This is a genomic window from Pedosphaera parvula Ellin514, from assembly GCF_000172555.1.
Classification (GTDB): domain Bacteria; phylum Verrucomicrobiota; class Verrucomicrobiia; order Limisphaerales; family Pedosphaeraceae; genus Pedosphaera.
This window is the reverse complement of sequence record NZ_ABOX02000018.1, coordinates 22,581-43,840: the sequence shown is the minus strand read 5'-3', so window position 1 is coordinate 43,840 and position 21,260 is coordinate 22,581. Positions and strand designations below refer to the sequence as shown.

At 54.7% G+C, this 21,260-nt stretch carries 13 protein-coding genes; 11 read left to right on the top strand and 2 right to left on the bottom strand.

Annotation, left to right across the window (positions count from 1 at the left end; all coding sequences use genetic code 11):
- The first annotated feature begins 187 nt into the window (after window positions 1-187).
- From CFLAV_RS15265 to CFLAV_RS15215, 11 genes are all read left to right on the top strand, one after another.
- On the top strand, window positions 188-523 hold the full coding sequence (locus CFLAV_RS15265; protein WP_007415663.1) for a PadR family transcriptional regulator: 336 nt from the start codon (window positions 188-190) through the stop codon (window positions 521-523).
- A gap of 58 nt (window positions 524-581) precedes the next feature.
- Entirely contained in the window at window positions 582-3,227 is a 2,646-nt protein-coding gene (locus tag CFLAV_RS15260; protein ID WP_007415662.1) for an ABC transporter permease, read from the top strand.
- Window positions 3,228-3,240: 13 nt separating this feature from the next.
- On the top strand, window positions 3,241-3,942 hold the full coding sequence (locus CFLAV_RS15255; RefSeq protein ID WP_040548983.1) for an ABC transporter ATP-binding protein: 702 nt from the start codon (window positions 3,241-3,243) through the stop codon (window positions 3,940-3,942).
- 5 nt (window positions 3,943-3,947) lie between these two features.
- Window positions 3,948-5,258: an efflux RND transporter periplasmic adaptor subunit gene (locus CFLAV_RS15250; protein WP_007415660.1), complete on the top strand. Its 1,311-nt coding sequence runs from the start codon at window positions 3,948-3,950 to the stop codon at window positions 5,256-5,258.
- Window positions 5,259-5,366: 108 nt separating this feature from the next.
- The gene (locus CFLAV_RS15245) at window positions 5,367-7,232 is read left to right on the top strand and encodes an RNA polymerase sigma factor (RefSeq protein WP_007415659.1); all 1,866 of its coding nucleotides are present in this window, start codon (window positions 5,367-5,369) and stop codon (window positions 7,230-7,232) included.
- Window positions 7,232-7,984 carry a DUF1559 family PulG-like putative transporter gene (locus tag CFLAV_RS15240; protein WP_007415658.1) on the top strand — a complete coding sequence of 251 codons (753 nt, stop codon included), beginning with the start codon at window positions 7,232-7,234 and terminating at the stop codon, window positions 7,982-7,984. Before CFLAV_RS15245 ends, CFLAV_RS15240 begins: the two co-directional genes overlap by 1 nt.
- Window positions 7,985-7,990: 6 nt before the next feature.
- Window positions 7,991-8,737 carry a type II secretion system protein gene (locus CFLAV_RS32375; protein ID WP_007415657.1) on the top strand — a complete coding sequence of 249 codons (747 nt, stop codon included), beginning with the start codon at window positions 7,991-7,993 and terminating at the stop codon, window positions 8,735-8,737.
- A gap of 6 nt (window positions 8,738-8,743) precedes the next feature.
- Complete coding sequence (locus CFLAV_RS15230; protein ID WP_007415656.1) at window positions 8,744-9,502, top strand: prepilin-type N-terminal cleavage/methylation domain-containing protein; 759 nt, start codon at window positions 8,744-8,746, stop codon at window positions 9,500-9,502.
- Between the two features lie 268 nt (window positions 9,503-9,770).
- Window positions 9,771-10,286 carry a hypothetical protein gene (locus CFLAV_RS15225; protein ID WP_150107441.1) on the top strand — a complete coding sequence of 172 codons (516 nt, stop codon included), beginning with the start codon at window positions 9,771-9,773 and terminating at the stop codon, window positions 10,284-10,286.
- A 422-nt stretch (window positions 10,287-10,708) separates the two neighbouring features.
- Complete coding sequence (locus tag CFLAV_RS15220) at window positions 10,709-10,981, top strand: hypothetical protein (RefSeq protein ID WP_007415654.1); 273 nt, start codon at window positions 10,709-10,711, stop codon at window positions 10,979-10,981.
- Window positions 10,982-11,130: 149 nt separating this feature from the next.
- Window positions 11,131-12,267 carry a CapA family protein gene (locus CFLAV_RS15215; protein WP_007415653.1) on the top strand — a complete coding sequence of 379 codons (1,137 nt, stop codon included), beginning with the start codon at window positions 11,131-11,133 and terminating at the stop codon, window positions 12,265-12,267.
- A gap of 36 nt (window positions 12,268-12,303) precedes the next feature.
- Here the strand turns inward: CFLAV_RS15215 and CFLAV_RS15210 are convergent, their stop codons facing one another.
- On the bottom strand, window positions 12,304-15,528 hold the full coding sequence (locus tag CFLAV_RS15210; RefSeq protein WP_007415652.1) for a non-ribosomal peptide synthetase: 3,225 nt from the start codon (window positions 15,526-15,528) through the stop codon (window positions 12,304-12,306).
- Entirely contained in the window at window positions 15,525-21,242 is a 5,718-nt protein-coding gene (locus tag CFLAV_RS15205) for a type I polyketide synthase (protein WP_160164589.1), read from the bottom strand. Before CFLAV_RS15205 ends, CFLAV_RS15210 begins: the two co-directional genes overlap by 4 nt.
- Between the last annotated feature and the right edge of the window lie 18 nt (window positions 21,243-21,260).

Genomic DNA, 21,260 nt, shown 5'->3' with positions numbered 1-21,260 from the left:
TGCACAGCGGGCGGTTCCGGCTCGAGTTTCTCCTTCCTCTTTATTCCGTGAATGCGGATATTCTGACCTGGCCCGTTGCCCCGCCCATTCAGCATGACTCCAACCCGGCCTCTTTAAAAATCGTCTCCCCTTGACAATCTAGGTGAAGCTCAATATACTCCCCTAGAATATCTAGGAAAAGAATATTATGGCTACCAACTCCAAGGCTGAACTGCTTCAGGGAACCCTTGACCTGCTCATACTCAAAACCCTGACTGCCGGGGCGATGCATGGTTATGCCATCGCCCAAAGCATCCAGCAGCGCTCGGATGAGGTGCTGGTGGTGGAGGAAGGATCACTCTATCCGTGCCTCTACCGCATGGAAGAAAAAGGCTGGATCACTGCCCAATGGGGGAAATCGGAGAACAACCGCCGTGCAAAATTCTATTCATTGACGCGAGCTGGACGCAAGCAACTGGAGGAGGAGACGGCGATCTGGGAACGGGTGCATCGCGCAATCATGCTCGTTCTGCGGACGGCATAAGGCGCATGACCGGCGAGGGAACAATGAAAGGTGGGCGATGACTGAACCTCGGTAAGGAATGAAGGCTATACGAACAATCTGGTCAAGACTGCGCGCATTTGGGCGGAGGCGCACCCTGAAGCAGGAGATTGACGAGGAACTGCAGTTCCACCTTGCACAGCGCGTGGAGGAGAACATCGCGGCCGGCATGTCGGCGGAGGAAGCAGCCCGCGCGGCGCGCCGGCGCTTCGGCAATGTGCAAAGCGTGCGCGAAGAATGTCGCGCGCTCCGCGGCGTCAGTTTAGGCGAGACAGTTCTACAGGACGTTCGCTTTGGTGCCCGGATGTTGCGCAAGAATCGCGGCTTTACCGCGGTCGTGGTGCTGACGCTCGCTTTGGGTATCGGGGCGAACAGCGCCATCTTTAGCTTCGTCAACGCGATCTTGTTGCGTCCGTTGCCGTGTCAGGACCCGGAACGCCTGGTCTCGATTTGTCATGTCTATCCAGAATTAAACCTATACGGCGCTCCGGCTTCTCCGTCCGGGTATCTGCACTATCGCGAGCACGCAATATCGTTTGCAAACATGGGCGCGGCCGAAGGATGGTCGCCCATTCTCACAGGTCACGATCAACCGGAACGTCTGTCAGGCATGAAGGTCACCGCCAGCTTTTTTCCAACACTCGGCGTCAAAGCGATCAAGGGCCGCTTGTTTCTTGCTGAGGAGGACAAACCCGGTGCGAACCGTGTGGCCGTCATCAGTTACGATTTCTGGAAACGAGATTTCCAGGGGGACCCGGACGTATTGGGCAAGCGACTCACCCTGGACGGTATCGGCTATGCCATTCTTGGCGTTCTGCCTTCCGGATTCAAGTTGCGCGGAGACACCGACGTCTGGACAGTTCCCGGCGTAACTGACCCGTCGTCGCGAGACGAATCGCTGCTCGTCCTTGGCCGGCTGAAACCGGGCGTCACGCTCACGCAAGCGAGGACGGAAATGAATGCCCTGGCGGATGCCTTCCGCCAGGAAGTGTTTGGCGGTATTCGCACGGCTCGAATCGAACTGACGGGTTTGCGCGAAATGATAGTCGGGGAGATTCGCCCGGCGCTCGTGACATTATCCGGCGTAGTGGCCATGGTCCTTTTGATCGCCTGCCTCAATGTAGCCAACCTGCTCCTGGCACGCGCGGCTGCGCGGCAGAAGGAAATCGCAGTGCGCTCGGCGCTGGGAGCTGGCCGACTTCGGCTGGTGCGGCAGATGTTGACCGAAAGCCTTCTGCTGTCGCTCCTTGGTGGTGGTGGTGGATTGTTGCTTGCATTTTTTGCGCTTGGCATCATGCGGGCTGCCGTGCCTGTTGAAGTTGCGCAATACATCCAGGGCTGGCAACATGTCGAAATTGATTTGCGCGTGGTGGGTTTCACGCTCGCGGTCTCTCTGGTGACTGGAACCATTTTCGGCCTCGCGCCGGCATGGCAGGGAACGTGGGTGAACGTGAACGAGACGCTCAAGGAATCCGGCCGTGGCGCCTCCGATGGCAGGCAGCGTCAGCGCCTGCGAAGTTTGCTCATCGTATCCGAGCTGGCAGTTGCAATCATGCTGCTCGTCGGCGCCGGATTACTGCTCAAGAGTTTCACTCAGGTGCAAAAGGTGCCTCCTGGCTTCAAACCGGCCCATCTCCTGACCTTCAGGCTTTTCCTGCCAGAGCATGAATATGAGCAATCCAGCCGGGTGGCGTCCTTCGGTTCGGAACTCGTGGAGAAATTGATGGTTTTGCCGGGCGCGACATCGGTCGGGCTGGGCAGTGTTGTTCCATTCGGCAGCGGGTTCGATACGGCCAGCTTTGACATCGAGGGCTTCACTGGCGACCCCAGCCTGCCGCATGGAATGCCGATTGCGGTGGATGCCGGCTATTTTGAAACGTTGCGCATTCCGCTGATACAAGGCCGATTCTTCACGGGGCACGACGATGCCTCAGGTGCGCCAGTCGCGATTGTGGATGAAAAACTCGCCCGTTATTTCTGGCCCCATGAAAGCCCACTCGGCAAACGCATCCACATCAATTCTGACCGGAAGAATGGCCAGCCTGTGTGGCGGGAAATTGTCGGAGTAGTTGGCCATGTGAAGATGTATGGATTGGCAGCCGAAGCAAAGGGGCAATATTACTTTCCCCATCCCCAAATTCCTGTCCGGAATATTTCGTTCATCATTCGGACCACGACGGATCCCAAAAGTTTAACAAGTGCCGTGCAGAACCAGGTTTGGTCGCTGAATAAAAACCTGCCCCTCTCAGGCGTGAAAACGATGACCGACCTGCTGGATCGATCCCTGATGCCAAAACGGCAGCTTATGTATCTTGTTGCTTTGTTTGCAGTGCTCGCGCTGTTGTTGGCGGCCGTAGGACTGTATGGGGTCATCTCGCTTTCAGTTGACCAACGCACGCGGGAACTCGGTATCCGGATGGCTTTGGGAGCGCAACCAAGCAGCATTTTGAGACTCGTGATAGGCCGGGCCATGCAGCTCGTACTGCTCGGGACGGCGATTGGTGTTGCGGGCGCGCTGGTATTAACGCGGGCGCTCTCAGCATCGCTTTTCGGCATTTCCTCGGCGGATCCGTTGACGTTTGCCGGGGCGTCAGCATTGTTGGCTCTCGTAGCACTCACAGCGAGTTATATCCCTGCGCGAAGGGCAACCAAAACCGATCCAATGGTTGCACTTCGTTATGAATGAAAAGTTACATGCCATGCAAACGACAACTCCTCTGATCCGACTGGATAAGATCGAAAAGAGATTCTTCACCGATGAAGTCGAAACGCACGCACTCTCGGGCGTCGAACTGGAAATTCACCATGGCGATTATGTGTCCATCTCGGGACCGTCGGGCGGCGGCAAGTCCACGCTGCTCGCGATTCTTGGATTGCTGGATTCGCCCACGAGCGGCCGATATGAACTGCGTGGCGAACCGGTGGAACAACTCGATTACGAACAGCGCGCGCGGTTGCGGAATCGCGAGATAGGTTTCATCTTCCAAAGCTTCAATCTGATCGGGGATCTCACCGTTTGGGAAAATGTGGAATTGCCGCTGACCTATCGCGGGCTGACCGCCGCCGAGCGGCGGGAGCGTGTGGATGAAGCTTTGTCCAAAGTCGGCATGACCGGGCGGTCAAAGCATTATCCAGCGCAATTGTCCGGCGGACAACAACAACGCGTGGCGGTCGCTCGCGCTCTTGGAGGCCGCCCCTCCATTCTGCTGGCCGACGAACCGACGGGCAACCTCGATTCGAAAAACGGCCAGGCGGTGATGGACCTGCTTCGGGAACTGCACACGGAAGGCGCGACGATTTGTCTGGTCACGCACGACGAACGCTATGCTCGCGACGCGCAACGCAGCATCCACCTGTTCGACGGCCAGATTGTAACTGAACGATTGACCACAGCGCTTTGATTCGTATGTCTGTGATTTCCGAACGAACAAACCACCAATTGGGAATGGATGTGCCGGTGTCACCGGAAATTCGCCTGAGACGAAAACGACGACGTTGGTTGTCAGTCGGTGCCGCGATTGTGGGCTTCGCTCTGGCCCTGCTCGAATGGTCCTGGCTGCGGCCCGCCGCGCCGGTTGTCGAGAAGTCCTCCATCTGGATGGACACCGTGAAACGCGGCACAATGCTCCGTCAGGCGCGCGGTAACGGCACACTGGTGCCTGAAGACATCCGCTGGATTCCTACCATCAACGCGGGACGTGTTGAGCAGATTCTGATTTTGCCCGGCACGCGAGTGACGGCCGATAGCATTCTGGTTGTCTTGAGCAATCCTGAAGTGGATCAGGCGGTATTTGACGTCGAGTGGCAGCTCAAGGGGGCTGAAGCCGAGCTTGCAAAGTTGCATGTCCAGTTGAATACAGACAAGTTGACCGAGATGAAGGCGGTGGCGTCAGCCGAAGCCGATTACAGCGGTGCGAAACTGGAATTTGAAGTTGAAAATGAACTGGCCAAAGCCGGGTTGGCGGCTGCGGTGACCCTGAAGAAGGCGAGAACCAAAGCCGAAGAGTTGGCCAGGCTGATGGAGATTGAGCGGGAACGGTTGAGCGCCTTCGCCGATTCCTCCAAAGCCAGCCTCCAGGTGCAGGATGCAAAGATTGCACAGCTTCGCGCACAACTTGACTTAAAACGTCGGCAGCAGACCGCGCTCAAGATCCGTGCGGGCATGGATGGAGTTCTCCAAAGGTTGGGTGACCCCGCCAACCCGCTTCAACTCGGCCAGCAACTTGCCGCCGGAGCGGCGGTCGCTCGCGTCGCAAACATGACGAAATTGAAGGCAGCAATAAGAATTGCGGAATCGCAGGCCAGGGATATTCAACTGGATCAACCTGCCGAAATAGATACCCGCAACGGTGTCATCACAGGTCACGTGGTTCGGGTTGATCCGGCGGTGGAAAATGGAACGGTGGCGGTGGACGTGGCTTTTGATGCGCCTCTACCCAGGAGTGCGCGGCCAGACCAGAGCGTCGACGGCACCATCCAACTCGAACGGTTGGACAACGTGATGTATGTCGGCCGGCCTGTGCAGGGGCAATCGGATGTCCAGATCGGGCTTTTCAAGGTTGTAGATAAAGGCAGAGCAGCGGTGCGTGTACCAGTCAAGCTGGGGCGCAGTTCGGTCAGCACAATCGAAATCATTGGTGGCCTGCAATTGGGCGACCAGATTATTTTGTCCGACATGTCGCAATGGGATGCGCACGATCGGCTCAGGTTGAATTGAACCAGGTTGCTGTTGATTAAAGTTGGACAACCGGCGGGGACAATTATCGATTACCAGGAGTGAGCCAAAAAGGTTGTAACCTTTTCCGGTCGGCGGGCATATACTCGCATGATGATGACCGAGGATATGGAGTTGGTGCGGGAATATGCTGCGCGCCAATCCGAGGAGGCGTTTGCTGCGCTGGTCTCGCGGCATCTCAACCTGGTCTATTCGGTGGCACTGCGGCAGCTTGGTGATCCTCATCTGGCGGAAGAAGTTACCCAAGCGGCTTTCATCATTCTGGCGCGCAAGGCGGGATCGCTTGGCCCGAAGACGATTGTCTCCGCATGGCTTTGCCGCACGGCTCAATACGTCGCTGCCAGGGCTGTAAGAACGCAACGTCGCCGTCAATGTCGCGAACAGGAGACATACATGCAATCCTTGTTGAACCAACCCGAACCTGAAATCTCACGCTGGCCCGATATTGCCCCTCTGCTGGACGTCGCAATGGCGGGGTTGGGCGAGAAAGATCATAGCGCCATTGTGCTGCGATTTTTTGAAGGGAAAGATTTGAAACAGGTCGGAGCCGCGTTGGGGGTCAACGAAAACGCAGCCAAGACACGAGTCAGCCGGGCGGTGGAAAAAATGCGCCGATTTTTCAGCAAGCGCGGAGTCACTTTGTCGGTGGCGGCGATAACGGGAGCGGTCGCTGCCAATTCCATTCAAGCCGCGCCGGTGGCATTGGCAAAATCTGTGACCGCCGTGGCTGTTGCGAAGGGGGCAACGGCTTCCGTCCCAACTTTGGGCCTGGTGAAAGCCGGTTTGAAATGGATCACCTGGGCCAAGGCGAAAATTGCCGTCGTTGCAGGTGGCATTGTTTTGTTAAGCACCGGAGTGACGATGATGACGGTGGGGGTGGAATCCGATCACGTGAGGGGCGCAACGCGAGGGCCGGACATTCAAGGTGCATGGGAGGGAGTCACAACTCTCGATGCACCAGGCCTCGATATCGGAGGCGTCAGGCTGGGAGAGAAAGCTCAGACCCGCATCGTATTTGCGATTGATAAAACGAACGGTGTTTACGGCGTCACCGGAGACGTAATTGATTTGGGAATAAAGAACATACGGATTTCCAAGATTATGTATGATTTCCCCACCGTGCGCATCGACATCGAGGGCTGGGGCAGCTTTAAGGCCAAGGTGAATGGAGAGGGGACGGAAATGAAGTTCCAGGTCGGGGACAAGCTCGTCGTTTATGCACGGACCAACGCGCCCGACACGGTGCCGGAGCGGTTGGCGGAAAGTGATTTCTCGCCGCACAACGGTGCTGACTTGCAAGGCTATTGGAAGGGGAAAATCGGCGGAAGACCGGACGGGGCGCCGGTGAATTGGAAAATTGCCGGACAAACCGACGGGACCTATCGCGGGGAAATGGACCGGCCCACGTTGTATCTGGGTGCAAACCACTGGCCCGTCTTTGTCTCTTACAAAGATTCCAAGGTAACACTCAAGCCGATGAGCGGTGCAGGCCTGTTTCTAGGCAAGATCAACGGTGACGGGACGGAGATCGTTGGCACTTGGTATGAAAGGGGCGCTTTGAGGCCGATGACTCTCAAGCGAGCCGAGTATGTGCCTGAATCGCCGTTGCCGGAAAGCGCCTATGCATTCAGTTCCAAGACAGACTTGCAAGGGCATTGGAAGACGGTTTGTGCTGTAAAAGTGGGGCCGGTGATGAAACAGCCTTTGGATTTGGACATCGCGAAGCTGTCCGACGGCACATTTTTATCCACATTAGCAATGCCCTGGTGTGCACTCGAAGGAATGGGCGATCCGTTGTCCGCCACCGATTTCAAATATCAACTGCAGAACGTCCGCCTGGAATGGAAATCGTTGGGCGCTGTATTTGACGGGAAGCTGACGGACGGTAAACTCACCGGCAAATGGATTCAAGGCGGCGCCTCAATTCCAATGATTTTTGAAAGGAGTCAACCCTGATGAAAAGGACCAGCCTGCGACTTGGTTTCACGCTCATTGAATTGCTGGTGGTCATTGCGATCATCGCTATTCTTGCGGCGCTACTGTTGCCGGCTTTGAGCAGCGCGAAGGCACGGGCACAACGGACAACCTGTTCAAGCAATTTGAAACAAATCAATCTCGCCCTCCATCTATATGCCGGGGATAACAGCGATACATTGCCAGCCATGACGACACCGGCTTTAGGTTTCGTGGGAACCAATCATTGGGCGATTTTTTATAAACCCATGGTGATGAAATATGCCGGCCTTCAAGGCGCGCCTTCACTGCAGGACAAGCTCTTCGCCTGCCCGGCGGACACATTTTATTATGAATGGCCAACCACCACATACAAGGGCGAGAGTTTTTGCGGGCAATCCATTACCTATTATTCGAGTTACGGGTTTAGCGGCATGAACGCGAGCACGAACCCGCCACCCGGCATCTTTGAAGAGGATGCTTACGGAGGCGTCTTTGGACTGAAACTCGCTTCAATAAAGAATCCCGCCAAAACTGTATTGGTTGCTGAAGCTTCAACCTTTTTTCCGTGGTCCTGGCATGAACCGAAGCCAATGCCGGCCGGACTGTGCCAGTTTAAGGATGCCAAAAACCTGGTCAGTTTTGTGGATGGGCATGTGAGCTACATCAAGATTTACTGGGACAGCGGGTTTTTTGTGAACGCGTGTAATTACAACCCGCCTGCGGGCTATGAATATCAATGGCGGGGGGATTGATTGCGGATGAAAAGAACGCCCTCACGCGAAAATGCCTTTACGCTGGTCGAGTTGCTAGTAGTTATTGCCATTATCGCGATTCTAGCGGGCTTGTTGTTGCCAGCCTTGAGCAGCGCGAAGGCAAGGGCGACACGAACGACCTGTTCGAGCAATTTGAAACAAATCAATTTTGCCGTCCAACTGTATGCCGGGGATCACCAGGATACATTGCCGGCCATGCCGAACACTGTAAGCGGCGGACTCACATCCAATTCCTTCGCCCTTTTTTACAAGCCTCTCGTGATGAAATATGTCGGCCTCCAGGGCGCACCGTCACCGCTGGACAAGGTCTTTAACTGTCCGGCGGATATATTCTGGTATTCCGGCACTGTATACATGGCTGAGAGTATTTTCCAAAGCACCAGCAACGTCTATTCGAGTTATGGATTCAATGGCCTCGGCGGGACAACCGACACGCTACCCACGTTACCTGATCAGACTAATTCTCCCGGCCTTTTTGGCTGGAAACTGGGTGCGATTAGAGACCCGGTCAAAACCGTTTTGGTTACCGAAGCGCCAGCTTTTTGGCCCTTTTCCTGGCATAAACCGCAAGTGCCTTCGCGAGGATTTGGATTTAACAATGCGCTGAATATGGTCAGTTTCGCGGATGGCCACGCCAGCTACATCAAGATTTATTGGGATAGTAATTTTGATACTTATACAGGTTACTACAACCCGCCTGCCGGCTACGATTACAAATGGAGCGGCGATTGATTGTGTATGAACACCACGGTGCCTTCACGCAGAAACGCATTTACTCTTGTCGAGTTGCTGGTGGTCATTGCCATCATCGCGATTCTTGCGGCGCTATTGTTGCCGGCTTTGAGCAACGCAAAGGCAAGAGCAAAGCGAACCACCTGTTTGAACAATCTGAAACAGATCAATTTTGCGGTTCAACTCTATGCAGGGGATAACCACGACATGCTTCCATCCGTTCCGAACACGATTGCCGATGGATTTGAAACCAATTCCTTCGAAATTGTTTACAAGGACCTCGTGAAGAGTTATGCCGGCCTTCAGGGCGCATCGTCGCCGCAGGACAAGCTCTTTGCCTGCCCGGCGGACACGTTTTTTTATAAAAACTGGACGCCCGTGGCGGATGCCTGGCACAACCAGTCCTATGCTGACTTTTCGAGTTATGGATATAATGGTCTCGGTGGGACAACCCCCGCAGCGCCGACGTTGCCCGACCAGACGTCCTTACCCGGCCTTTTTGGTCGAAAACTCGCTGAGATAAAGGATCCGGTCAAAACGGCTTTGGTCGTTGAAAACTCAGCTTTCTATCCATTTTCCTGGCATGAACCGAAGCGAATACCTGCGGGACCAGTTGGGACGGGAGTTAACAATGCCAGGAACAATGTCAGTTTCGCAGATGGTCACGTCAGCTACATCAAGATTTATTGGAACAGTGATTATTTATTGGCAACCTGTTTTTATGATCCGCCCGCCAGTTACGATTACAAATGGAGCGGAGATTGAGGGGGGCAGGTCGTCGCATAAATGGCATCGCAACAACTGAGAGTGCCGATTCCTGGAGCATTGCCCGGCACGCGCGACCAGTTCCCGTTCCTCCTGAAACGGTTTGCCGACCGATGCGGATGGTGTACATTTCGCCATGCTTTGCCAGATCTGCCAGAAGCGTTCCGCACATGTTCATGAAACCCGCATAATGGGTCCGCCGGGACATCAGACGCGAACCGAGCGACATTTGTGTGAGGTGTGTGCGGGCAGAAAAACTGAACTCCAGATGGAGGAAGAACAGAGAGAATGGAAAGCAGTAACCGAGCGGCGACAGGAACAGAGTCAGGTGCTGAGCCGAGAGGTTCACAAGGAATTGTGGGAACCCCGCCTGGCTGTGATGAAGAGCAATCAGATTCGAACCCGGGGAACAGCGTTGGATCCCCACTGGAATCTCGTATTGGTGGGGGTTGATTCTCCCCTGCCAGACGTTGACCCCTTGAATATGCTCTTTGGCCCTCTCCAAACCGAGACGAGCCATGTGGTGCGACAGGTAAAAGACTGCGAAGTTCACGTAATCCACTGGCACCCAGATCCCAAACAACATGTGCGCCATTTATTTGAGGCGTTCCCGCAGGCGGGCGCAAGCCTGGATCTGGAAAATAAACTCTTGTTCGTTGAAGCGGAACGGAAGTTGTTTCCAGATCCATACCGGAGTCTGACCTTCTGCACTTTGGCGACTTACCTGCTTGGTTCAGGCCTCCCTCGTGATGACCGTTTTCGCTTCCAGCCCGCCAAGATGTGAGTCGTCGTCTAGGCAGCGGTCATCCGGTGGTCGAATGGAATCCAGGGGCGGATGTATTAGGAAGGCTTGAGAGGAGGAGTTGAGGCTGGTGCAAACAAGGTGGGCTTATACCTTCATGTGTATGGTGAGAAATTGTTGACTCATTTAGAGTGGAACCATACAGTTGGGTTGTATGACAAAGGAGTCGTTAATGAATTTGAAAGGAGTGATTGAGAGTGAAGGGATGTCAGCGGTCCGGAGTCCCGTCTCAAGCGCCCTGGTTGCAGATTATTCCCGATTTTCAAATGTTACGCGTACTGGGTTCTAACGGTAGATAACGCCTTATAACGGTAGATAACGCCTTATAACGGTAGATAACGCCTTATAACGGTAGATAACGCCAGATAACGGTAGATAACGCCAGATAACGGTTAAAAATTTTTATGAGAACCATGGTTGGAGGTGGCACAGATGTGGAAGCCGGGAAGGCCATGGGGATTGCGAATGGCGAATTTCGAGATTCGAATGGAAAGCTGAACCACGAATGGACACTAATAAGCACGAATATGAAAAGGATTAAACCGCGAAAGTCTTCTGGACGGTGGATGTCGCCGGATGTCGGTAATAGACGGTGGATGACGGTTAAAATGTTTTTTGGAAATGGATTTGGAATTCAGAGTTTGGAGGAATGGTTTACTGGAGCGGTTGGAGGTTGACTTGAGCTAAACTGACTTAAACTGAGATAAAAAAATTATTAGGACGAAAGTCAGAATCCAGAACTGGCCAAAGATGAAACATCCATAGAACAGAGGTAAATTATGGAAGGATTGAGTGGAGAGTTCTAAAAGATGAATGAGAACGGGTTATGGATGCAAAAACAACCAAATCTTTAAACGTCTTTCTCTGCGGCGATGTGATGACGGGGCGGGGGATTGATCAGGTGTTGCCGCATCCGGGGAATCCGAGGTTGTATGAATCGTATATCCACGATGCGCGTGACTATGTGCAACTGGCGGAGGAGGCGAATGGCAAGATACAGCAGCCTGTAGGCTTTAAATACATTTGGGGTGATGTGCTAAGGGAGTTGGAGCAGGCGAAGGTTGATCTGAGGATTATCAATCTGGAGACAAGCATCACGCGGAGTGACGATGTTTGGCCGAACAAGGCGGTTTGTTATCGGATGAATCCCGAAAATGTTGGCTGCCTTACTGCGGCTCATGTTGACGCCTGCAGCCTGGCCAACAATCACGTGTTGGACTGGGGATATCTAGGTTTGACGGAGACGATTCGGACCTTGGACAAGGCGGGCACCCCGCATGCCGGGGCCGGGGAGAATGCAGCGGAAGCGGAAGCTCCAGCAGTGCTGGAGGTGAAGGAGAAAGGGCGGGTGCTGCTCTTCTCGTTTGGCTCAGTGACCAGCGGTGTGCCGGAGGAATGGGGTGCGACGAACAAGCGACCGGGTGTGAATCTGTTGAGCGATCTTTCGGAAGCAACTGCCGGGCGGGTGGCGGTCCGGATGCGGCGGTTCGAACAACCGGGCGACGTGATTGTTGCTTCGATTCATTGGGGTGCGAATTGGGGTTATGATATTCCTCCAAATCAAATCGCGTTTGCGCATCGGTTGATCGAGGAAGGGATTGGCATTGTGCATGGACATTCGTCTCATCACGTAAAGGCGACCGAGGTTTACCAGGAGCATTTGATCCTTCATGGATGCGGTGATTTTCTCACCGACTACGAGGGAATTAGGGGCTATGAAATGTTCCGCCCGGATTTGACTTTGATGTACATGGTCGAAGTGGATGCCCAGAAAGGACAGTTGTTGGGTGTCCGATTGGTTCCCATGCGGGTGCGGCAGTTGCGGTTGAATCGTGCATCGGAAGAGGAGGCGAAATGGCTTTGCGATTTGTTCAATCAGGAGGGTGCCTGGTCGGGCACACACGCGCACCTGGCGGAGGACAACAGCATGGCCTTGGATTTGCACTGTGCTGCAAGGCCATAACCTGGTCAGCAACGGAACGATGTTTGTGATCGCCCATCAGGCTGCTTTTCCGCTCAACATCTCGTCTTCGATCATTTCGGCCAGCTCTGCAATGGTTGGCGCCTCGAAAAGGGCGACCATGGAAATCTCAAGATTAAACGCTTCACACATTCGGGAACTCACCCGCATGGCGAGCACGGAGTGACCACCTAAATGGAAAAAGTTGTCATGAATACCAACCTGTGGAATCTCAAGGACATTCTCCCAAATTTCAGCCAGTTGCTTTTGAACTGTGGTGAGGGGCGACACAAATTCCTGACCGGGATCAAGACGGCCGGCGCCCGACGTCGTCAACGCTTTGCGATCTATTTTCCCGTTAGGAGTTCGAGGCAAGGCATCCAACGTCAGGAATGTCGAAGGTACCATGTAGTCAGGCAATCGCTCCCTGGTAAACAGATGCAATTCGTTTTCTGTGATGGTACGTCCCGGGTCAATGGCGAGGTACGCGACCAGTTGTTTGTTATTCGAAGACTCGCCCTGAAGCGTGATGACGGCTTCCCTGATGGCGGAATGCTGCGTCAGCACGGCTTCGATTTCACCAAATTCAATGCGGAATCCGCGCAGCTTCACTTGATGATCTGTCCGACCGATGAACTCAATATTTCCATCAGGCAGATAGGCGGCCAGGTCACCGGTGCGGTAGAGCCGGGCCGACGGATCGGCACTGAAGGGATGGGGAATAAATTTTTCACTCGTGAGTTGCGCCTGGTGGAGATAGCCCCGGGCCAGACCCGAGCCCCCGATGAAGAGCTCGCCCGGCACTCCGACCGGGACGGGCTCTTGTTGCTCATTGAGAATATAAACCTGTTTATTGGCCAGGGGCCGCCCGATGGTGGCGGGGGCGCCGGGCCGGCGCAGGGCACAGGTCGTATAGACCGTGTCCTCGGTCGGGCCATAAAGGTCATACACCTTCCGGACGCAGGGCTGGGTGCGGTAAAGCTCATCCACCAGCTGTGGGGAGAGGGGTTCCCCGGCCAGGTTGACGACCCGCACGGAAGCGGGCAGACCGCGCGTGCGCAAGAGTTCAGCCATGGCCGAGGGGACGGTGTTGAGGAGGGTCACCTCGCCTGAGGCCGGGAGTTGGGGCAGTTCCAGCGCGTTCTCCGCCAGGATCACCCTGCCGCCGCAGCTCAAGGGGACAAAGAATTCAAAGACCGACAGGTCAAAGCAAACGGAGGTGGATGCCAGCACTCCCGCCAGTTCCTCGCGGGTGTAGAGCTCGTGGGCCCAGCCAAGGAGGTTCACCACACTCCGGTGTTCGATGAGCACGCCCTTGGGCCGGCCGGTGGAACCGGAGGTGTAAAGCACATAGGCGAGCTGGTTCAGAGAGGGACGGGTTTGGGAATTGGGGTCATTGGATTGAATCTCCGGCTCTGGTCCTTGGAGCACTTCACTGCTTTCTTTATCCAGACAAACCACCTGCATGTCGGGCAGAGCAAAGTGATCGGCAAATTCTTTTTGGGTCAGGAGCAGTGGAGCGTGTGCATCCTGCAGCACGAACTGGAGGCGGTCCTTCGGGTAGTCGGGATCCAAAGGAACATAGGCACCGCCAGCTTTCAGAATGGCAAGCAGGGCGGTCAGCAGAACCGGCGAACGCTCAAGACAAACGCCGACGAGGGTTTCAGGTCGCACGCCCCAGGTGAGCAGTTGCTCTGCGAGTCGATCGGCACGGGAGTTCAATTCAGCATAACTCAAACTTTGCTGGCCGCAAGTCAGCGCGACTGTCTGTGGGGTCCGCGCCACTTGAGCTTCGAACAATTCATGAACACATTGATCTTGGGAAAATGCGCGCCCGGTGTTGTTCCATTCCAACAGGACCTGACGACGCTCGGGTTCGGTCAAAAGTGGAAGTTCCGAAATGAGTTGGTCCGGGTTGGCGACGATGCCTTCCAGCAATGCTTTGAAATGTCCTGCCATCCTCACGATTCTGGATTGATCGAACAAATCGGTGTTGTATTCAATGCGGCCACGGACACAGCCGTCGGCTTCCCAAAGTTCAAAATAGAGATCGAACTTGGCGGCGCCGTTGTCGACCGGGATGGTTTCGCATTTCAGATCGATCAGATCGAGATCGATGGGGGCGGCATGCAAAGCAAACATCACCTGGAACAAGGGATGGTAACTTGGGTCTCGCTCAGGGCGCAGTTCTTCGACGAGTTTTTCGAATGGCAGGTCTTTGTGTACGTAGGCGGCGGAGGTGACATCGCGCACTTGTTGCAAGCAGTTGCGAAAACTCTGATTGGGAGACAACGAAGTTCTGAAGATCAGCAGGTTCACAAAGAATCCAATCATAGGCTCCAGTTCTTCCTGGCCACGATTGGCGACGGGTGCGCCAACGAGCATATCCGCCTGCCCGGTGTAGCGAAATAGCAAGACCTTGTAAGCTGCAAGGAGCGTCATGAATAACGAAGCTTGTTCTCGTCGGCTCAAAGCTTTCAGTGCATTGGTAGCGGACAGAGAAAGCTCGATTGGCAACAAGGCACCGTTAAAAGTTTGTCGGGCGGGACGCGGTCGGTCGGCTGGGATTTCCAAGACCGGCGGCGCGCCTCCGAGTTGTTCTTTCCAATAGGCAAGTTGCGATTTCAGCAATTCTCCTTGCATGCATCGTCGTTCCCAGATCGTGTAGTCGGCGTATTGCAACGGCAACGGCGGCAGTGGTGACAATTGGCCCTTTGTAAATGCGGCATAGAGTTTCTCCAGTTCCCGGCCCATCAGGCCGCAGGACATTCCGTCAGCGACCATGTGATTTAAGTTGAGCACGAGCACATGCTGTTCGGCGGATAACTTCATCAAAGCTGCGCGCACCAAAGGGCCTTCCGCCAGGTTGAATGGACGACGCATTTCGACATGAATCAAACGGACAATCTCTCCTTCCAATTCTGTTTCTGGAATCTGCTGCAAGTCCATCTTCTTCAGGTGCAATTCCATTGAGGGCGCAATGATTTGCATCAGTTCGCCATTCTCGAAGGAGAAGGTGGTGCGCAGAACTTCATGTCGGCGGAGGATTTCATTCAAAGCTCCTTCGAGTGCGTTGACGTCGATTTTTCCGGTGATACGAAATGCTGCCGGGAGGACATAGACCGGACTGGCCGGATCCAGTTGGTGCATCATCCATAGGCGCTGCTGCGAAAATGAAGGGGGAGCAACATACACCTCGCCTCCGGTCTCAGGGTGGGGCGTAACGTCTTCCGGACTGGTACTGTCGAGTGTCGATATTGTCATAATGATTCCAGTGGTTTTGCCTGCTTTTGAGTCGAACGCGCCCGAAGAGTTTCGCGCGGCACAGCGACCAAGCTGGGTGCTTGATCTGATGGTGCAAGCGTTGGAGCTTTGGCGATTTCGTCCACGATTGCCGCAATCGATGGCCGGGCGAAGAGTTTGCGCACCGAAATCTCCACTGGCAGGAGCTTGCGCATGCGCGTGATTGTCTGTGTGAGCAGCAGCGAATGGCCGCCCAGTTCAAAGAAGTTGTCCTCAATGCCAATGCCTTCCAGGCCCAAAGCTTCTTCCCAAACCTTGACGAGTGCTTGTTCCAGTCCGTCGCGTGGCGCAAGATAAGCAGTTGCAAGATTAGGGCGGGCCTGGCGATTGGCAGTTGCAGATACCGCTGTGTCCGGTTTCTCAGACGAACCGGACGGCTCAGAACTCTGGTTGAACTGTTTCAACCATGCAGTCAGGTCTTGCGGCGAAACTATTACTTGCGGAAGACCTGGTTGATAGAGAATCCGATCCAGTGCAGCCAGACCTTCTGCGGGCGAGATGGCTTCTGACAGATCGAACTGGAGCGCTGGAGCACCAGCGGATCGCTCAAGGTTGGCTCTCCTTTTGTCATGGTCCATTGGTTGGATTCCTTTCATCGAGAATTCCTCGACTTCCACGATCACCACACCATCCGGGTCCGTGATCGTAAGATGGAATGTGGGCATGGCACTGTTTGAAGGCTCAAGACAACGGGCGTGACTGTAAATGCGCCCGGGCAGCGGCGCATGCAGGCGCAGCCGTTTGTACGAGAATGGAATGTACATCAGCTCGCTCTGTTCGTAACCTTCAACCAGATGTAGCGCGAAGGAGGTGGCCCAATCCAGCATGGCGGGATGCATTTTGAATACGTTCAGATCGGCCAGGAATTGCTCAGGCAATTCCATGTACGCCACGGCCTGATCGGTGCCGAAATGGATTCGTTTGAGACTGTTCCAACGCTGGCCTAAAAAGAAGTAACGGTCCTCGCGGGTTTCTGGTCTGGGACCTGTAAAAATTTTCTCCTCCCGGTTGCACTGGCTCAAAATGTCCGGCAATGAAACTCGGTGAGGCTTTCCCGGATCGAACTGGGCGACGGCACCGCGGGCATGTTCCTGCCAATCCATTCCGCGGCGGCTTTCGATCACGAATTCAGAAGCATCGTTGCCTTGCTTTAGCCGCAGCCGCACGGGTTTTGTCTCGGAAGGTCTGATCTCGAGCGGAGCAATAAAGAGCACATCACGCAGCTCAACCGGTCCGCCTTCATTATATTTTTGGAATGCTGCCCGGGCCATTTCAAGATAAGTGGTGCCGGGTATTACGGCTTCGCCTCCCTGGAATTTGTGTTCGCTCAAAACCCAGTAACGCTGGATTGACAACTCATTTGAGAACACCTTTTCTTCAGGTTGCTCCGGGTTCGATGTGACATGGCCGGCGAGCAAGGGATGCCGCGACAGCCCATCGGGAAGCGATTGGTCCGAGTTTGCCCGGGCGGCCAGTTCCGCCGCCATGCCGACCTCCTGCCACGCGCCCCAATTAATCGCCACGGTCCAGGTGCCGTCCTTCGCTGTTTTCCATTGGGCGAACGCATCGAGGAACGCATTGGCTGCACAGTAATCCACTTGCCCAGGCACGCCAGCCAGCGCGCTCACAGAAGAACAGAGCAACAGGAAATCGAGCTTCGTATTCGCCAGCAATTCTTCCAACAACAGGGTTGCGGTGACTTTCGGAGCGAAAACGCGTTCAGCTCCGTCCGGTGTCTTCATTTGGATAAGGCAATCGTTCAGAACGCCAGCGGCATGAATCACTCCGTGAATGGCACCGAATCTTTGCCAGACTTTTTCGAGCACTGGCTGCATCTCTTCCCGTTTGGAAACATCTGCGGCAGCGACCATCACTTCGGCACCACTTGCCTCGAGTGCTTGCAATTGTTTGATAGTGCGGTGGACTTTGGAACCAGGATCTGTGGAGGTAAGAGTGCTTTCCCAATCTTCGCGCCGCGGTAATCCAGTCCGCCCAACCAAGACCAACTTGACCGGAGCTTTTTTGGCCAGGTGGCCAGCCATTTCCAGCCCCAATCCACCGAGCCCTCCAGTAATGAGGTAAACGCCGCCGGATCTGATCGCAGGAATGGAAATTGGGCGCACCACCTGTTCTGCTGATGGAGCAGCCTGACTTGTGCTGGTTTTCTCAGTTACACCTTCGAGCCGCACTGCCTCATAGGTCTGCACCCAGCGTCCGGACCCGCGATAAGCCACGACTCGATCTTCAGGGACGGCATCGAACTCAAGCTCAATCTGGCGCAGCAGCCTCTGTTCCTCCTGCGAGCCTGGCTCAGGGAGCATGACATCAATGCTGCGACATAGGAGGTTGGGAAATTCGCGCGGAATCACTTTGCATGGTCCCAACAAGAGTGCCTTGGCGGGTTGGCGAACTGACTCACCAGCCAATGCTTGCATGCCCTGTGAAATAATTGCGAGTTGCATTGGGTGAGTCCAGCCGACCTGTCCGATGGCCTGTGCCAGGAACAATAGACTGTGAAAGCTGTAATTACTGGTTCGCTGGTTCAGCACAGGTTGTGCTGAATTGTCCTCATCCGGGCTTGCATTCCAGAGGTGCACAATCCTTTCTGGAACACGACCCGCCTCAGTAAGTTCCTTGAGCAATCGCCAATAGTCCGCTGGTTTGTGCGGATCAATAATGAACAAGTTATCGCTCATTTTCCAGAATCGTCCGCCTATGCGGACTGAGACTACCTCCGAAGCTTTGACCTGCTCGGCCATGGACTCCTTGGCTGATGCTTCCAGCTGCTGGCGGAATCGTGTTCCAAGTCCGGATTGATCTTCAAAAATGAGCCAGCAGCATTTTTTGGTGGCTGCCGCTCCGGTTGGAAGCGGCAATGGAGATCGTTTCCATGATGGCTGATAGAACCAATCCGTCAGATCGGTTTTTTTGGACAACCCATTTCGGCCTGCCTCTGACGCGAATGACAGTTCACCGCGCTCAATCCAGTAGCGTTGATGTTCGAACGGGTAGGTTGGCAGGCAAACGCGGCTCCGGCGTTCCCGGGCGTAAAAGCCGGTCCAGTCCACATTCACTCCCGCCGCCCATGCGCGCCCCAGAGATTGCAACAGAAAAGTGAGGTCTGAATGCTGATCCTCCGGATGGCGCAACGAAGTAAGGACTATTTGATCTATGTTTTTGGCCGGATGCCGCATCGTCAAACGGCTCAATGTGCGCCCCGGTCCAACTTCCACCAGGACTTGGTCCGATTCTTGCAAAAGTGTCTGGAGGCCTTCAGAAAAGCGTACGGCCTCTCGGGCATGTCTCAGCCAATATCCGGGATCTGTGGCTTCCTCTTCGGTAATCCAGGTGCCAGTCACGTTGGACAGAAACGGGATCTGTGGCAGCTGCAATCGAATTTTGCGGATTTTCTCTGCGAATGGTTTCAGCATCGGTTCCATCATGGCCGAGTGAAATGCGTGCGAGGTGTGCAACCGGTGGACAGCGATATCTTTTTCCTCCAGTTGCTTTTCAACTGATTTAATCGCTTCGAAGGGACCCGAAAGGACGCAGAGCTCCGGACCATTTATCGCAGCCAGCGAAATCCTTTCATTAAGGTAAGGGAGTAACCGGGCTTCCGAGAGTGGCACTGCTATCATGGCTCCGCCAGGTTGCTCCTGCATGAGTCGGCCACGAGCGGCCACCAGCGTCAATGCATCCTCCAGGGAAAACACTTTTGCGAGACAGGCTGCGACATACTCACCAATGCTATGCCCAATCATCGCCTGAGGCTGCAGGCCCCACTGCATCCAGAGCATCGCCAACGCATATTCGATGACAAACAAGGCGGGTTGGGTTATGGCGGTCTGGTGAATTTGAGTGGATGCCCAGTCGGCCAGTTCGGGGCTGGGAAAGAGAATCGTCCGTAAATCCTGGCCGAGGTGTGCCTGAAGTAATTTCGAACAACGATCCACAGTCTCCCGGAAGGCGGGTTCAAGTTCGTAGAGTTCCCGCCCCATGTTCACATACTGCGCCCCTTGTCCGGTGAACATAAAGGCCACAGGGCGCCCTTTGTGTTCTGTTGTGCTGGTGAAGACGCGTTTCGGGTCAGCCTCTTCCAAAGCTTTGATGGCATCTTCGACGTTTTCGCTGACCACCAGTCGCCGATGGTTGAATCGTTTCCGGCCGGTTTGCAGGGTGAAGGCCACGTCGGCCAGCTTCAGTTGCGGGTTTTCTTTCAAATATCCGATGAGATTTTTCGTGGCGTTCTCCAGAGCCGTGTCGGTTTTGGCTGAGAGCACCAACAGTTGCTGCGGCCGGGATGATCCCGATGGCAATGCTTCCGGTGCCTCCTCGAGAATCAGGTGGGCATTCGTGCCGCCGATGCCGAGTGAATTGACCCCTGCCCGGCGGGGCGTTTCACCCGCTTTCCAATCGGTTAGTTTGCTATTCACGAAGAAGGGACTGTTGACGAAGTCGATCTCCGTATTAGGTGCCTCGAAATGCAGGTTGGCTGGTATTTGCCGGTTTCGCAGCGCCAACACTGTCTTGATGAAGCTGGCCGTCCCGGCGGCTGTATCCACATGACCAATGTTGGTTTTCACCGAGCCGATGCCACAAAATTGTGTCTTGTCGGTGGATTTGCGAAAGGCTTGCGTGAGCGCCGTCACTTCAATCGGATCCCCAACAGGTGTGCCGGTCCCATGCATTTCAACGTACGAGATGCTTTCTGCATCCACGCCAGCCACAGCCATGGCCGCAGCGACTACCTCAGCCTGTCCACTCACACTAGGTGCAAGATATCCACCCTTCATGGAGCCATCGTTATTTATCGCCGATCCGCGAATGATGGCCATGATGGAATCACCATCGCGCATTGCGTCTTCCAGTCGCTTCAAGACCACCACTCCGGCCCCGTTGCCGAACACGGTGCCTTTTGCATCCGCGGAAAATGCGCGGCAATGCCCATCTGGTGAAAGAACTTCCCCTTCCCGATAGACATAACCTTGGTCCTGCGGCAAAAGAATGGTCACACCACCCGCAAGCGCTGTGTCGCATTCCCCCATGAGCAGGCTTTGACAGGCCAAATGAATCGCCACCAGCGATGTGGAACAAGCCGTTTGCACGTTGAGGCTGGGCCCTTTAAGGTTGAATTCATACGATACCCGAGTGGCCAGGAAATCCTTGTCGTTGCCAGTGTGCCGCAGGAGAAATTCTCCCACAGATTCCATCAATGCGCTATTGGGCAGCAAATGATAGGTGAGATACGAAACCCGGCCGCTGCCGGCGAACACACCGATGGTCCCGGGATAGGTTTCCGGATCGCAGCCGGCATGTTCCAACGCCTCCCAGGCGCATTCCAGGAACTGACGATGCTGTGGATCCATGATGGAGGCATCTCGCGGGCTGAGCCCGAAAAATCCTGCATCGAAAGACTCCATCTCATCCAAAGCCGGGTAGGCTTTCACAAAATCGGGATTCTTTAGCAAGGCCGACGGTACCCCGGCCCGCGTTAGTTCCTCATCTGTAAAAAATTTAATCGACTCAACACCATTCCGCAGGTTGTGCCAAAACGTGTCCACATTCTTAGCCCCGGGGAAACGCCCGGCCATGCCGATAACCGCGATCTTATAATTGGTGGGGACTTGATCCGAATTGTGGAGACTACTCTCCATGTCGGGAAAGTTTGTATTCATTTTATAATCTGGTTGCAT